Origin of the sequence: Parafrankia sp. Ea1.12 (assembly GCF_900465275.1) — a bacterium.
Taxonomy (GTDB): domain Bacteria; phylum Actinomycetota; class Actinomycetes; order Frankiales; family Frankiaceae; genus Parafrankia; species Parafrankia soli.
This window is the reverse complement of the sequence record NZ_UBIZ01000116.1, coordinates 1-15062: the sequence shown is the minus strand read 5'-3', so window position 1 is coordinate 15062 and position 15062 is coordinate 1. Positions and strand designations below refer to the sequence as shown.

The window sequence follows — 15062 nt, the reverse complement described above, 5'->3', positions numbered from 1 at the left end:
GCTCCCATTCGGCATCGGACAGATCAGTCGGATACCCGCGCCGCTCGGCCATCACCAGCCTCCCTCACACCGAGGCTTCACACACCCCCTGCCCTACCCATCCTGACCCTTTTCAGACACCCTCTAGCTCTCGTCCGGGTGACTGATACCGCACAGGATGACGGTCACTCGATCACGGAGCGTCTGCCGCAGCCAGGAAGCGGAGCGGTCTCCCGCCCCCCAGCGGGTGATTGCTTCCATTGTCACGGCCGTCATCATCGCGGCGACTTCTTCCACATCGATCTGCTCGCCAAGCTCGCCGCGTTCCCTACCGTGACGGAGGAGGGATTCGAAGGCGACACTCAGGCGAGGGATCGCCAGGGTTCCATCATCCGGTCGCCCCACGAAGCCAAGGGCGCCGGCCCGCAGCGCGGCCCCCCTGGGCGCGCGAACAACGCGTCGAGCCATCGAGGTCATCATCTGATCGCTCAACGAGCGCAGGGGGACGCCTCGCGCGGTTCCGGCCTCGACCTGGTCGATCATCGCCTGGATCGTCGCCGAGCTCATCTCAAGGAGAATCGCCTCCTTGTTGGGAAAATGGAAATAGAAGGTTCCCTTGCTGACCCCGGCTGCGTGAGCGATATCAGCCACGGTGCTCGCTTCGTACGCCGCATCGAAGTCACCCTCGCTCCAAAGACGAAGGGCGGCGCGAGTGAGGGCCAGACGACTCTCCCGTGACCTGGTGTTCACAAGCGTCGCCCGCTGGCGGGGCGGGGTACGCGTTCGGCCGGGTTCCATCACGGGAATCATACGCAGCGCGGACCGCGACCATTCCGATCTTGCAGGACACCCCTTCTCGGATCACGGGATGGTTCCCGGACGAGTCGAGGGCCGGGCAGGTGGGGCAGCCAGGCAGGTGGGGCGGACCTCGACCGGCACGGAGGAGGCGTGCCGGCAGGGGCGCCAGGGGCGCCCCGCCGGGGCCGACAAGCCCGGCCCGGCCCCGCTGTTCACCGCCTGGTCTCAGCGCCTGGTGTAGATCACGCCGAGCTTGTCGGTCTCCGTCCCGGCGCGGCCGTGGAAGCCGGCGATCTGCCAGCCGGACGGCGCGGTGCGGGCGGGGAAACAGACGCATCGGTACTCCGCATCGGCAGATGTCGGACGGAATCTGGCGTCGGAAAACTACGGTCGGAGATACGCGGCGGTCAATGAACAACAGGTAGAACACTGACCTAATAGTCACCGCCGTTCCTCGCACGCCCGGGGTTCTGACCCCCCTACTCGGCCAGGTCGGCGTCGACGAGTGCCCAGGCGGCCCAGGCCGGATGCCGGGTCGTTCGTCAGGCACGCATGTTGGCGCCGCCGTCGATCGCCCAGACCTGACCGTTGATCCATTCGGCGTCGTCCGAGAGCAGGAAGGACACGACGGCGGCCAGATCGCTCGGGCGGCCCAGCCGGGTGGTGGGGACCTCTTTCAGGAACCTCTCCTGGAGCGCGACGTCGTTCTGGACCTCCTGCGTCTCGCCCATCACCAGACCCGGCATCACCCCGTTGCAGCGCACGCCCCTGGATCCCCAGTTCCCGGCGACGTGCCGCGTGAGCGCATTGACCGCCGATTTCGAGGCCGCATAAGCGGGCCGGAGACGGTCGCCTGCGCTGACCGCCGCACCGGACGAGGTGTTGACGATGCCACCGCCACCGTTCGCGAGCAGATGAGGCAGGACGGCACGAATGGTCCGCACGAACCCGACCACGTTGACGTCCAGTGTTCGATGCCACACGTCGAGATCGGTGTCCAGTACCGACTTGTCCCGCCCGAGGTTGCCGGGCGACAGGTCCGCGCCGACGTTGAACAGGCCGTGGACGGCACCGAACTTCTCCAGCGTCGTATCGACCATCTCATTGACCGAGTGCTCGTCGGCGAGGTCGAAGTGGACAGCGACCGCGCTGCCACCGGCCTCGTTTATCTCGCTGACGGTGCTCTGCGCTCCGGCGAGGTTGATGTCGCCAACTACTACCTTGGCACTCTCCTCGCCGAGCCTCTTTGCCGCCCCGGCACCGATTCCGGTGGCCCCGCCCGCCACGATGAAGACCTTGTCCGCCAGTCCGCGCATCTCACTGCTCCCGCACTCTGGTACTGAAAAGCCATTCCCCCGCGTGTCGTCGCGCCAGGATCATCGGCCGCGCCCCTGGCGCGACGACAGCACATCCCTTCCAATCGCCCAGCGATCAGATCACCCCATCCACTGACCGCCCGCGACGTCGATGGTCTGACCACACATGTAGTCGGCGGCCTCCGAGCAGAGGTACGCGACCATGTTGGCGACCTCTTCCGGCAGGCAGACCCGGCCCAGCTGCACCTGGTTCTTCAGCGCATCGATGATGGACTTCCGGCCCGCGAGCTGCGCCTCGTTCTGCGGCTCGAAGAGCATCGCCTTCATCTCAGACTTGATCATGATACCCGGAGCCACACCAAGCACGTTGACGCCACGGGACGCGACCTCGTGCGCGAGATTACGGGTGAAACCGATGACCCCAGCCTTGCACGAGCAGTAGACCGTCAGGCCGGGCTGCTGAATTCGCCCACCCACCGCCCCGATGTTGATGATCTTCCCTGAGCCCTGGGGCAGCAGGTACTCCAGCGCCGCGTGGGCGCCGTACATCATCATGGTCAGGCTGCCCAGGACGGTCCGGTCGATCTCTTCCTTCGTGTGCTTCTCGAAGGCCCCGGCGGCCACCATGACCGGGTTGTTCACCATGATGTCCAGACCGCCGAGCGCCTCCCGGCTCTCCCGCACCGCCCGATGGACCTGGTCCCAGTCCGACATGTCCGCGCGGATCGGAACGGTCTTCACGCCCCAGCGCTTCGCGATCTCCCCCGCGCGCCGCTCGACCTTCTCGAAGGTCCGGCCGACCAGTGCGATATCGGCACCGGAACCAGCCAGCCGATTGGCGATCGCATGACCTAATCCGTCACCCCCCGCACCGATGACAATCGCCTTCTGGCCACTCAGGTCCAGCAGCTCACTTACCCGCTTGTCGATGATATGGGTGGGCAGCCGGTCCAGCCCCAGCGCCTGAGTCAGGTACTGCGTATCCGAATCCATGAGATCCCCTATCGCCGACCCAAAAAAAGTTTTATCCAGCACAGCAAGGCGCACCATCTCGTCTGGTTCCAAGGATGTTACGGCCATGCCGCCGGAGCATGCCAATACAAATTTCGACGCCTGGGTATACCGGTTCGGCATGACTGGTGTAGCATGCGCGCCATGGACACACATCGCCTCAGGTACTTCTTACAAGTCGCCGACGAAGGATCGATCAATCGCGCCGCGAGCGTGCTGGGGATCGCTCAACCCGCGCTGAGCCGTCAGGTCCGACTCCTCGAGGAGGACCTCGGCGTCACGCTGTTCCGGCGAACAGCTCGCGGTGTGCAACTGACAGAAGAGGGAGAACGGCTGCGCGCCACCACGACGGCGCCGCTGCGTCAGCTGGAGCTCGCTATGCGATACGTCGGGTCCCGTCTGGCGCGAGTCGAGCGGGCGCTGAATATCGGCCTGCCGACGACCGCCGCCTGTGTGCTGGCCGCACCGTTACTGGACAGCCTGAGCATGGTTTTTCCCAAAGTCGACTTCCAGGTGCGCGTCGGGAGTACCGACGAACTCGTCGACGGCATGTTGAAGGGCTCCGTCGATATCGCGGTGATCCATCCTGTCCTGGACGGTCGACTGTTCCAGGAGGAGCTACTGGTGGAGGATCTTGTCGTTGTCGGGGGCGCCGCATCGGACCTCACGCCTGACCGGGCGATCGGATTCGCCGAGCTCACCGACTGCCCGCTCGTTCTGCCGGCCTCCCAGACCGGAATCCGCAACAGTCTCGAGAACACGGCGCTGAAGCTCAAGCTGAAACTGACGTCCAGATTCACGACCGACTCGCTTCAGGTGGCAAAGGATCTCATCGCCGCAGGCCGCGGATACGGCATTCTCCCGCTTTCCGCCTGCGCTACCGACATCGAGAACAAAAGGCTGTGCTACGCCCCGCTTCGCAATCCCGCACTCACGCAACGGCTGGGCACCGGCACCACGTCCCACCTGGAACTGCCGCGTGGTTTCGCGACGAAGGTCGGCCAGGTCATCCGCGACGAGGCGGAGCGGCTCGTCGGGTCCGGTGTGTGGGCGGCGCGGATCTCCCCGCCACAGCGTGGGGCCTGATCTCGGCTGCCCGCGCGCGGCTTTCGCCGCTCCTGGCCCCACGGCTTGCGCAGGGCCCGGTCCGACGGTCAGGCCTTTACCTGCGCCGCCGCCTGCGCCGCTGCCTGTTCCGCCGGCTCGCGCCGCAGGACCGAAGGGCCGATGGCTTCCGCCGGAGTCATGCCGCGGCGCCGGCTGGCGCGTCCGCCAGCCGTTCCACGACCGGTGCGAAGGATTCGGGGCTCGCACCGAGCGGCGTTGTGAAGTAACTGATCCCGAACCGGTCACGGACGTCCAGGATTTTCCGGCAGACGTCGTCCAGCGAACCGATGGCGACCATCGGCGACGAGCCGAGGTCCGCTCGCGACGGGACAGCGCCCCCGGACGATCCTCGGACCTGCCGGCCAAAGCTCTGAAAGCAGGTCTCAAACGCCGCTTCCGGATCATCGGTGATCGTCACGTTCAGCAGTTGGGCTCCCAGCTCGATGTCGCCGAAGCGATCCCCGGCGGCAGCGCGGACCCAGCCGATTCTCTCCTCGTAGGCCTCGCCGCTGAACGGGTGCGGTTCGGCCGGCCGGACCTCCTGCGGAAGCCGGGGCATGATCTGCACGATGTCGGCGTGGCGCCCGGCGACCGAGAGCAGTTTGCGACCGCCGCCGCCGATCATGATCGGCGGGTGCGGGCGCTGCAGAGGTCGTGGGGTGCCACGAAGAGCATCAATCGTGAAGTTCGCGCCTGAGTAGCTGAACGGAGCGTCTCCGAACAGGCCTTTCAGGATGATGACCACTTCCTCGAGCCGCGCGATCCGCGCGGCGGCCGGGTCGTACCGGATGCCGGCCTGTTGGTACTCGGCCTGCATCCATCCCGCGCCGAGCCCCACCTGCAGACGCCCCTGGGACAGCACGTCCAGGGTGGCGAGCTCCTTGGCGAGGACGGCGGGATGCCGTAGATCCTGGTTGAGGACAGTCTGGGTCAGCCGCAGCGCGCTGGTCGCGTCGGCGACCGCCTGGAGCGCGATCAGCGGAGCGTACCGGATCATGAAATGGTCGGCGAGAGCGAAGGTCGAATAGCCGAGACGCTCGATGGCCTGCCCGGCCTCCCGGAGCGCCGAGAGGTCGGAGATCCGGCCCGGGCCGGTGTTGAACCGGATCGGCCGCGCCGGTGACAGATGAGCCTCGCTCGACTCGCCCGTGACCGGCATCCTCGGCATCGGCCTCGGGTAGGCATTCCCGGGCTCCGCCATCACTTGTCCCGCTCTCCGCTCCGGCGGCATCGACTGCGCAAGGGGGCCACCTCACCGTTCACACGCCCCGGCGGCGCCGACGTCCGCGGAGCACGCCGTCAGTTGGGAGATCCGGCACAACCTGACACCAACATCAACACGCGACGGTAGTCGCATCCTGGTCGAGCAGCAAGAGCTGCCGCCCGGCGCCTCCCGGTAGCCGTGCGTCGGGAGGCCGGCGAGATAGCTCTGCGGGGTCTTGTCATAGCCGGTGGCGATACCTCGCCAGGCCTTCAGCTTGTTGATCAGGCGCTCGACGGTGTTCCGCTCCGTGTAGAGATCGGTGTCGTGGCTGACGGGCCGGCCGCCCTTGCTGCCCTTCTTCTTCCGGTTGGCGGCCTGATCCCTCTTCTCCGGGATGACTGCCTGATGTGGCGTTTCCGCAGGTAGGGATGGTTGCTGCGGGACGCGTAAGCCTTGTCCCCGGCGACCGCGTCGGGGCGGGCGCGGGGACGGCCGACGCGCCCCGGGGACCCGTACCTTCGTCAGCACGGGGATGAACTGCGGGCTGTCCGCGGCCTGCCCCGCGGTCAGGACGAACGCCAACGGGCGGCACCTGCGGTCGGCGGCGAGGTGGACCTTGCTGGTCTGCCCGCTCCTCGATCGTCCGAGTAAGGCAGCTTTCAGCCGGAGTCCACGCCGGCGCCGGACACGTCGTCGCTCCTCCCGCTCGGGATCGTCTCCGCCGTTCTGCCCGCCTTGTTCCTCCGGGCCGCCCCCGCGTCATGCAGAACGATCTACCGGATCAGACCCCACCACGAGAGCGAATCCCACAGATAGATCACAACTGGATACACGCCCTAGCGGGATCCTCGAGTAGCACCCCTTCACAGCTCAGGAAGGGAGATCTCCCATTCGGTCGGGTCGTTGTCCTCGAGGATCGCCCACTCGTCTTCCGTAGCGCCCTGCTGATCCTGAAGGCCCGTGGTGGGCGCCTGACCGGATCCAGTCGAGCTGACCGAACACTGCGGACCAGACACGACGATCACCGGTCGAGGACCTGCGACAGCGGCCGTGTCGGCGGCGGCCGGGGCGTTGATCGTGGTTCCCCCGATATTGCCGGAGTTACCGGCCCCGACGGTGGGCCCGCCCGCGGCGATCCCCCCGAATGCGGCAGTCGTACCGCCGGCCGTGTTCCCCGTTCCACCGACGATTCCGGTGCCGCCCACAGTCGGCCCAAGGCCACCGATCGTGAGACTTCCGATGATCAGGTTGACCGTCCGCTTTTCATTGAACCAGTCGTCCTCGAACAGGTCGTCCTCGAACAGGTCGTCCCCGTCCGAGTCCACCGCCCCACCGGCCAGATCCACGAGGCATGGGCCGGCCTGCGACTGCAACCACGCCGCCGTCGTGGCTTCATCAGCGGGACCGAGCTGATAGCACGTCACACCGTTTCCGGTGTTCCCGGCCGATCCGACACCGCTTCCCCAGCAAATTGGAGCCGCAGCCGATCTCGCACCCTTCTTCCCCTCCTGCGACGGATTTACGGAAACAGTGCTCGCCGACGCGGGAGTCGCCAACAGCAGGGCTGCCGCGGACAGTCCGCCGGTAAGAAACACGCTTCTCGAGTATCTCCTGATATCCATTTGACTCCTTGTTCGAGCGAAGGTCCAGGACCAGCACCGCGCGATGGTAGCCAGTGAATCTCCGGCCACCCCGGCAACCCTGCTACCCGCGTGTCGACGACGATCTGGGCCATCAGCGCATCGGAACGTGGGGTTTCGGTCCGCAGGCGGTCGCCTCACCCGAAGTCCACTGAGCGTCGAACATCACCTCGACCGCGTCGCGAACTCGTGGGCTGCACTGAAGGGGGATTTCAGGCACGTATCGTCACGACGACGGTATGGTGGAACCGCCGAACCCGAACCACCTGTGGATCGGCGCAGGCCCGGCGGGGATCAGAAGGCGGCCAGGGACAGCAAGCCCGGCCGGGGCGGTGAGGAGGCGACGGGCCTTTCCTTTACGGCGCCCCGAGTGCAGAGGTGGCTTGGCCGGGGCCGTCTTCGTCGCCGGACGTTGTCCGGCTAGGTGGGACAGCCTTTTCCCGGTTCTCTGCGGCTTTGAAGGTTGTCGCGGCGCGGATCAGCATCCCGGCCAGGAGGTGGGCTTCTGCGGGGGTGAGGCATTCGTGGCCGCCGCGGGTCGCGCCGGGATCATCGAAGTCGGTGGTGACCACCCGGCGGGCAGGTCGTGGACGCGGTGACGTACCGCTCGATCCGCGCGCACTGGCCGGGCAGATGACGAGCTCGTTGACGTCCACGCCGGGCGGCTGCCCGATTTCCCGCACGTTGCGCTGGACGGTGGCGATATAGCTCGCGGGATACGGGTCGGCTTCCACGATCCGGTAGACATCGACCGGGGCCAGGGCGGCGGACGACGCGTCGATGCCATAGGGTCAGGTCGCCCGCGGGATCAGTAACCAGACTTCGACCCGCAGTAGGTAGGCCGACGTGGAGAGTAGTTATCCTCGAGCGCGGCTACTTCCTTGTCGCTGAGGTCGATGTCCAGGAAAAGGGGCCTGCCCGATCCGTCGGTCGTCGGATTGGACGACCCACGAGTCTGCTCACATCACCGTCCCAAAGCGTGATGCCGAGCTCGACGGCCTGCCGGAAGATCGGCTCCGCCGCATCCGTGTCGAGCGCCCAGTCCCGCCCGGTGTTGGGCTTGCCAAAGCTCATGCAGCCGAGCGCTATGCGACTGACCTTCAATCCTGATGATCCCAGCCGGGTGTACTCCATGTGCTCATCCAACATCGGTACCCACCGCTGCTGGGGGGGCACTGCCAGTGCCCCCCCAGCCTGACCGGAAGCGAGATTTTCCCCTGATATACAGGCGGAAAATCCGGTGCACCGTGCCCGGCCGGGCCGCCGGCGCTCAGCTCAATCCCCGGCTGCGGCCGATGCTCGGGTAGAACCCGCTACGCGGTGGCGACGGAGATCGATTTGACGTCGAGGTAGCCCTCAAGGCCCTCACGGCCGAGCTCGCGGCCGTAGCCGCTGGCCTTCACTCCCCCGAAGGGAGCCGCGGGGTCCATGGAGTAGCCCTGGTTCACGCCGAAGGTACCGGCCCGGACCCGGCCCGCCACCTCGAGCCCATGCTCGGTGTCCGCGGTGAACACGGAGCCGGCCAGGCCGTACTCCGAGTCGTTGGCGATGCGAACGGCCTCGTCCTCGTCGCCGTAGGGGATGACGACGAGCACCGGGCCGAAGATCTCCTCCCGGGCGATCGTCATCGAGTTGTCCACCTCACTGAAGACGGTCGGTCGCACGTACCATCCACGATCGATCCCGTCGGGCAGATCGGTGCCGCCGACGACGAGCCGGGCGCCCTCCCGCACGCCGATGTCGATGTACCGGCGGACCCGTTCCTGCTGGCGCCTGGCCACGAGCGGGCCCATCTCGGTCGCGGGATCGGCCGGATCGCCGATTCTGATGGCCGACAGGGTTGCCGCGAGCGCATCGGCGTAGTCGCCGACGCGGCTCGTGGGCACGAGTACCCGGGTGAGGGAGTTGCAGATCTGCCCGGCCATGCCCATGCCCGAGAGGCGGACGGCGCGCGCCACGGTGGCCGGGTCGGCGTCGTCCAAAGCGATGGCCGCCGACTTTCCCCCGAGCTCGAGGCTGACCTTGGTGAGGTTGGGAGCGCATGCCGCCGCCACCTGCCGGCCGGCCGCCGTCGAGCCGGTGAAGGAGACCTTGTCGATGCCGGGGTGGGCGACGAGGTAGGCGCTCACCTCACGGTCGGCGGGGATGACGTTGACGACGCCCGGCGGCAGGCCGACCTGGTCGAGCAGGTCGGCGAAGAACAGCGCGTCGAGCGACGACTCGGGCGCCGGCTTGAGCACGACGGTGCAGCCGGCGAGTAGCGCCGGGACGACCTTGGTGACGGTCAGGAACTGCGGCATGTTCCAGGGGACCACCGCGGCGACGACGCCCACGGGCTCCTTGCGCAGGATGATGTCCTGGCCGTATACGCCTGGCCGCTTCTCCTGCCAGGAGTAGCCGGCCGCCGTGTCGGCCAGCGCGGTCATCAGCGCCCCGGGCAGGGCGACCTGCGCGCGCCTGGCGAACGAGATCGGCGCGCCCAGCTCGGCGGTGATGAGCTCGGCCAGCTCGTCGCGATGCCCGCGGTAGAGCGTGGCCAGCCGCCGGATCACCTCGACCCGCTCGGCCGGATCGGTCCGCGGCCACGGCCCCTCGTCAAAGGCCCGCCGCGCCGCGGCGACGGCGCGGTCGACGTCCTCCGTGCTCGCCGCGGCGACGCGACCGATCAGCTTCTCGGTGTGCGGCGAGGTCACCTCGATCCTGCTGTCGGTGCTCGGCGCGACCCATGCGCCTCCGACGAACATCTGCTCCCGCTCCCACATGAGTGCTCCCTGCGCCGATGCCAACACCCTGGACCGCGATCTTTGGGACACGGTCAGCTTCCCGGTTCTCCACGTGCCGGCGCCACATCTGCTGCCCGGCTCATGTCCTTCCGCGCACCAGGTCGATGCGCCAGGCCCCGCACCGTGTTCCGGTGGAGGCCGACTGGTCGCGCGCGGAAGTGAACGTGACCCAGCGTGGCGCTGTCGAACGCATCGCACTGTCCGGTGCCGGGGACCTCGACGCGGCCGCTGGAGCCGCGGAGCCCCCGCGGGACGACACGTACCCGAAGGCCGCCGTCCGGCCGTCCGGCCGCCGGCGAACGGGGGCGCCGCACGCATCGGATATCGCACCGAGCGGTGGCGCGGGTAGCACGGCGAGGTGTTCTTTTGGCACGCGCAAATGACCTCCCGATGAATCAAAGGAAAAGCGGAGACTACGAACTCGAAACCTGAGATCCACGGCACAGCCGTCTGGTCCCGCGCGGACCAACTGACCGCAGACAAGGCCGCCTGTCTTGGTATCGTCGGGGCGCACCTGCCGACCATTCAGACGGCCGGCGGACGGATCACCGTTCAGAGGCAGCGCTCCACGGAAGATTCACCAGTGACCGGGATGCCACGTTCACGGCGCGTGTGACACGCGAAACTTCCCGATCCCGTTTTTCTTTCGAGACCATCATCCAGGGGGCCCGATGTTCTCCCGTCGTCGAACGTTGTGCTCGGTGCTGGCCGCGGTTTCCGTCGGCGCGGCGGGTCTCCTCGCCGGCTGTTCGTCGCCCGAGGCCAGCGCGGCGACCGGCTGCGCCACACCGGGTGTGGGCGCCCAGCAGATCGATCTCGGTGTGCTGTACCCGGACACCGGGCCGGCCGCGGAGCGTTCCGACGCCGTCCGGGGCGGGATCGACGCCCGCATCGGTGAGGTGAACGCGGCCGGGGGCGTGCACGGCCGCAAGGTCGTCTACCAGTGGCGCGACGACAAGGGGTCCGCCACGGAGAACGCGATGGGCGCCCGCGACCTTGTCGAGCACCAGAACGTCTTCGGTCTCATCGAGCTGTCCGTCGCGGCCTCAGGAAGCGCGCGCTACCTCGCCGACCGGGGAGTTCCCGTGACGGGCCTGGCCCACGAGCAGGTCTGGTCGACGATGCGGAACATGTTCGCCTTCACCTATGTGACCGGCGTCGCCGTCGACACCCAGGGCCAGTTCGTGCGTTCCCAGGGGGGCCGGCGCGCGGTGACCCTGCAGCCCGCGCTGTCCGCGGGCATTTCGGATACCGCCGACAAGTACGCGCGCAGCCTCGCCGCCAGCGGAATACCCGTGGTCGACACGGTGAACTTCACCCCGAACGTCGACAACCCGGCCGCGGCGGCATCCAGGATCGTCGCGGCGAAGGCGGACACGGTCATCGGCCTCATCCCGCCGGACAGCCTCGTCGGCATCCTGAGCACACTACGGCAGGCCGGCCACCCGCCGAAGGTCGTCCTTTCCGGCAACGGCTACGACAAGAGGCTCCTGGAGACCTTCGGCGCACAGGCGGCGGGAATCACCGTGCCGCTCGTCTACCGGCCACTGGAGCTCGGCGGTCCGGCGATCCAGACCTACCTGGAGGCGATGAACCGGTACGCGCCGCAGGTCGCCCAGCCCGAGAACGACAGCTCGGTGCTCGCCTACATCAGCACCGACATATTCCTGGAGGGCCTGCGCCTCGCCGACGCCTGCCCGACGCGTCAGGGCTTCATCGACCGGCTGCGAGCCCAGAACAGCTACGACGCCGGTGGCCTGATCAGCCCGATCAGCTTCCGGACGGGCGCGGGCCGGCCCACCACGTGCTACTCGTTCGTCCAGGTCAACGGCTCGGGCAACGCGTTCCTCGTCGTCGAGCCGGACCTGTGCGGCAACACGCTCTGATCTTTGTTCCAGGAGCGCCACGGTTTCCACGCCCGCCCACCAAGGGTAGACCGACGGAGGCGGAAACGGATCAAACGGATCAGTGGAAGCCGAGCCCGTCCAGCAGCCGCTCGCTCTCGGTCCAGAGGCGGGCGGCGGCGGCATCGTCCCGCGCGGCTTCGGCGGGTAGCTCCTCCGCCCTGCGGTGGAAGTAGCGCCCGCCGGTGCGGCCGCCTTCGGGCTCGGTGGCCAGCCAGGCCAGCGTCTCCGCCGGTTCGTCGGGTGGCACCGTGTCGGCCGCGGCCATGTGCGCCCGCATCGCCGCGTCGCCGTGCGCGCTGAAGTTGCTGGCCACGACGCCGGGATGCATGGCCTGGGCGACGATCCCGTCCGGCCCGGCCCGCCGGGCCAGCTCGCGGGTGAACAGGATGTTGGCGAGCTTGGCCCGGCAGTAGGCGACGGCGGGACGGAACTCGCCGAGGCTCTGCAGGTCGTCCCAGTCGAGCCCGTCGACCGCGCGGTGGCCGCTCGACGACACGGCGATCACCCGCGTCGATCCGGCGGGCAGGCTGGCCGCACTCGCCCGCAGCAGGGGCGTGAGCTCCCGGGTCAGCAGGAACGGGGCGAGGTGGTTGACGGCGAAGGTCGCCTCGGTGCCCTCCGCGCTGATGATCTGCCGGTCCCGCACGCCGCCGGCGTTGTTGATGAGGACGTCGAGGCGCGGGGTGAGGTGCTGGATCTCGCCGGCCACGCGCCGGACGTCCGCCATGAGGGTGAAGTCGCCGCGCAGCATCGTGAAGCCGCCGTCCTTGCGCGCCGCCGCGGCGATCTCGGCCTCGGCGGCGGCGCTGCGTACCGGATCGCGGCCGATGCCGATCACCTGCCAGCCCTGCTCGGCGAGAGTGCGGGCGGTCGCCCGGCCTATCCCCGAGCTGGCGCCCGTGACGACGACGACGGGCCGGTCTGCGTAAGGCGGCAAGGACATCTCCATCAGATCGGCGGGGCCGGAGGCCGTCGCGGAGCAGGCGAACGGTGGCGTGCCGCACCGCGGCCCGGAACAGTGGGGCCTTGTCCGCGCAGCGGGCGTAGATCGCGCGCCCGGCCATAATGACACCCACAAGGTGTCATTTGTCAAGCCCGACAGCGCCTGATCACGGGCGGCCCGTCGACCGCCCGTGATCGACAACGGGTGTCCGCGAACGGAACGGATGCCTACATGCGGGCAGATACCGTCGAGGGGGTGCACCGGACGGGCTGGACGGCTCGGCGTTGCTCCATGGCCTGGCGGCAATCGATTGGAGACTTCCGTTCTGTGAGCATCCTCGACGACGCCCGCGAGGGCATGGACCTCGACGTCCGACCGCAGGACGACCTGTTCGGCCACGTGAACGGCCGGTGGCTCGCCGAGACGGAGATCCCGTCCGACCGGTCGAGCTGGGGCCCGTTCGTGCAGCTGGCCGACGACGCCGAGCGGCAGGTCCGCGACATCATCACCGACCTCGCCACGCGGGACCCGGCCACCCAGGGCGAGGACGCGCGGAAGATCGGCGACCTCTACAACTCCTTCATGGACACCGAGGCGATCGAGGCGCTCGGACTGGGCCCGGTGCAGCCACTGCTGGACGGCGCGCGCGGGCTGAGCGACGTCCGCGGCCTCGCCGCGTTCCTCGGCGAGCTCGAGCGGATCGGCGGCGCCGGACTGTTCGGCTCCTACGTCGACACCGACGACCGCAACTCGGACCGCTACCTGTTCCACCTGCGCCAGGGCGGCCTCGGCCTGCCGGACGAGTCGTATTACCACGACGACAAGTTCGCCGAGACCCGCCAGAAGTACGTCGACTACCTGACCCGGATGCTCGGGCTGGGCGGGCACCCCGACCCCGAGGGCGCCGCGCAGCGGATCCTCGACGTGGAAACCCTGCTCGCGAAGGGCCACTGGGAGCGGGCCGAGACCCGCGACGTCCAGAAGACCTACAACCTGATGACGGGCGGACAGCTGGCCGCGCTCTGCCCGGCGTTCGACTGGGACGCCTACGTCACCGGTCTCGGTGGGTCGCTGACCGGCCCGCACGCGACGCTGGCGGAGGCGTGCGTGCGGCAGCCGTCGTTCTTCGAGCACCTGTCGACCGTGCTGACCGACACGCCGGTCGACGTGTGGCGCGACTGGCTGGTCAGCCGCGTGCTGCGCTCGGCCGCGGCCTACCTGCCCGACGTGTTCACCGAGACCCACTTCGACTTCTACGGCCGCACGCTCAGCGGCACGCCCGAGCTGCGGGCCCGCTGGAAGCGCGCGGTGGCGTTCGTCGAGGGCGCGATCGGGGAGTCCGTCGGCAGGGAGTACGTCGCCCGGCACTTCCCGCCGCACGCCAAGGCACAGATGGACGACCTCGTCGCGAACCTGCTCGCGGCCTACCGCTCGTCGATCTCCCAGCTGGACTGGATGACGGAGGAGACCAAGCAGCGGGCGTACGAGAAGCTCGAGACGTTCCGGCCGAAGATCGGCTACCCCGACCGGTTCCGGGACTACTCGGCGCTGCCGGTGCGCCGCGGCGACCTGATGGGCAACGCCCGCGCCGCCGCCGCGTTCGAGACCGATCGGGAGCTGGCCAAGATCGGCTCGCCGGTGGACCGCGACGAGTGGTTCATGCTCCCGCAGACCGTCAACGCCTACTACAACCCGGGCACCAACGAGATCTGCTTCCCGGCCGCCATTCTCCAGAAGCCGTTCTTCAGCCCCGACGCCCACCCGGCCGAGAACTACGGCGGCATCGGCGCGGTGATCGGCCACGAGGTCGGTCACGGCTTCGACGACCAGGGCGCGCAGTACGACGGCGCCGGCAACCTCAACGACTGGTGGACGCCCGCCGACAAGGCTGCCTTCGAGGTGAAGTCGAAGACGCTGGTCGAGCAGTACAACGGGTTCGAGTCACGCAACCTGCCGGGCGAGAAGGTGAACGGCGCCCTCACCGTGGGCGAGAACATCGGCGACCTCGGCGGCCTGACCATCGCCCACCAGGCCTACGTCATCTCCCAGGGCGGCGAGCCGTCGCGGGAGGACCGACGTCGGCTGTTCATGAACTGGGCCTACGTGTGGCGCAGCAAGCGCCGGCTCGAGCTCGAGCGGCAGTACCTCACCACCGACCCGCACAGCCCGCCGGACCTGCGCGCCAACATCGTGCGCAACCTCGACGAGTTCCACGACGTCTTCGGCACCGAGCCCGGCGACGGGCTGTGGCTGGACCCGGCCGACCGGGTCCGCATCTGGTAGGCGTTCCGCGTTCGGACTGTTCACCGGCATCGCGCCCGCGGGTCTCGGCCCGCGGGCGCACCTCCGGCCCGCCGCCGAGGTGCCCCCCACC

11 protein-coding genes and 2 pseudogenes are annotated in these 15062 nt (G+C 68.5%); 3 read left to right on the top strand and 10 right to left on the bottom strand.

Annotation, left to right across the window (positions count from 1 at the left end):
- Positions 1 to 123 precede the first annotated feature (123 nt).
- The 3 genes from FMEAI12_RS02615 to FMEAI12_RS02605 form a co-directional block, all read right to left on the bottom strand.
- Entirely contained in the window at positions 124 to 789 is a 666-nt protein-coding gene (locus FMEAI12_RS02615; RefSeq protein WP_112104847.1) for a TetR/AcrR family transcriptional regulator, read from the bottom strand.
- A 530-nt stretch (positions 790 to 1319) separates the two neighbouring features.
- Positions 1320 to 2093, bottom strand: coding sequence for an SDR family NAD(P)-dependent oxidoreductase (locus FMEAI12_RS02610; protein WP_112104846.1), 774 nt, complete (start codon positions 2091 to 2093; stop codon positions 1320 to 1322).
- A 120-nt stretch (positions 2094 to 2213) separates the two neighbouring features.
- On the bottom strand, positions 2214 to 3086 hold the full coding sequence (locus FMEAI12_RS02605) for an SDR family NAD(P)-dependent oxidoreductase (protein WP_071065892.1): 873 nt from the start codon (positions 3084 to 3086) through the stop codon (positions 2214 to 2216).
- Between the two features lie 153 nt (positions 3087 to 3239).
- Here FMEAI12_RS02605 and FMEAI12_RS02600 point away from each other — a divergent pair, with 153 nt between their 5' ends.
- The gene (locus FMEAI12_RS02600; RefSeq protein WP_112104845.1) at positions 3240 to 4190 is read left to right on the top strand and encodes a LysR family transcriptional regulator; all 951 of its coding nucleotides are present in this window, start codon (positions 3240 to 3242) and stop codon (positions 4188 to 4190) included.
- A 157-nt stretch (positions 4191 to 4347) separates the two neighbouring features.
- Here the strand turns inward: FMEAI12_RS02600 and FMEAI12_RS02595 are convergent, their stop codons facing one another.
- The 6 genes and pseudogenes from FMEAI12_RS02595 to FMEAI12_RS02570 all read right to left on the bottom strand — a co-directional run bounded on the left by FMEAI12_RS02595 (position 4348) and on the right by FMEAI12_RS02570 (position 9817).
- Complete coding sequence (locus tag FMEAI12_RS02595; RefSeq protein ID WP_112104844.1) at positions 4348 to 5370, bottom strand: TIGR03621 family F420-dependent LLM class oxidoreductase; 1023 nt, start codon at positions 5368 to 5370, stop codon at positions 4348 to 4350.
- Positions 5371 to 5622: 252 nt separating this feature from the next.
- Positions 5623 to 6189, bottom strand: a pseudogene (locus FMEAI12_RS02590) (IS5 family transposase); the annotation flags it as partial.
- 89 nt (positions 6190 to 6278) lie between these two features.
- Entirely contained in the window at positions 6279 to 7037 is a 759-nt protein-coding gene (locus tag FMEAI12_RS36100) for a hypothetical protein (RefSeq protein ID WP_146776613.1), read from the bottom strand.
- A gap of 374 nt (positions 7038 to 7411) precedes the next feature.
- Positions 7412 to 7789: a hypothetical protein gene (locus FMEAI12_RS02580; RefSeq protein ID WP_112104842.1), complete on the bottom strand. Its 378-nt coding sequence runs from the start codon at positions 7787 to 7789 to the stop codon at positions 7412 to 7414.
- A gap of 235 nt (positions 7790 to 8024) precedes the next feature.
- A pseudogene (locus FMEAI12_RS39665) lies at positions 8025 to 8189 on the bottom strand (aldo/keto reductase); the annotation flags it as partial.
- Positions 8190 to 8368: 179 nt separating this feature from the next.
- A complete protein-coding gene (locus FMEAI12_RS02570) occupies positions 8369 to 9817 on the bottom strand; it encodes an aldehyde dehydrogenase (protein WP_112104841.1) in 1449 nt (482 codons plus the stop codon).
- 692 nt (positions 9818 to 10509) lie between these two features.
- Between FMEAI12_RS02570 and FMEAI12_RS02565 the strand changes: the two genes are divergently transcribed.
- A complete protein-coding gene (locus FMEAI12_RS02565; protein WP_071065900.1) occupies positions 10510 to 11724 on the top strand; it encodes an ABC transporter substrate-binding protein in 1215 nt (404 codons plus the stop codon).
- Positions 11725 to 11803: 79 nt separating this feature from the next.
- Here the strand turns inward: FMEAI12_RS02565 and FMEAI12_RS02560 are convergent, their stop codons facing one another.
- The gene (locus FMEAI12_RS02560; RefSeq protein ID WP_112104840.1) at positions 11804 to 12694 is read right to left on the bottom strand and encodes an SDR family NAD(P)-dependent oxidoreductase; all 891 of its coding nucleotides are present in this window, start codon (positions 12692 to 12694) and stop codon (positions 11804 to 11806) included.
- Positions 12695 to 13015: 321 nt separating this feature from the next.
- On the opposite strand from FMEAI12_RS02560, the gene FMEAI12_RS02555 reads away from it, so the two are divergent.
- Positions 13016 to 14971, top strand: coding sequence for a M13 family metallopeptidase (locus FMEAI12_RS02555; RefSeq protein WP_112104839.1), 1956 nt, complete (start codon positions 13016 to 13018; stop codon positions 14969 to 14971).
- Positions 14972 to 15062: the final 91 nt, after the last annotated feature.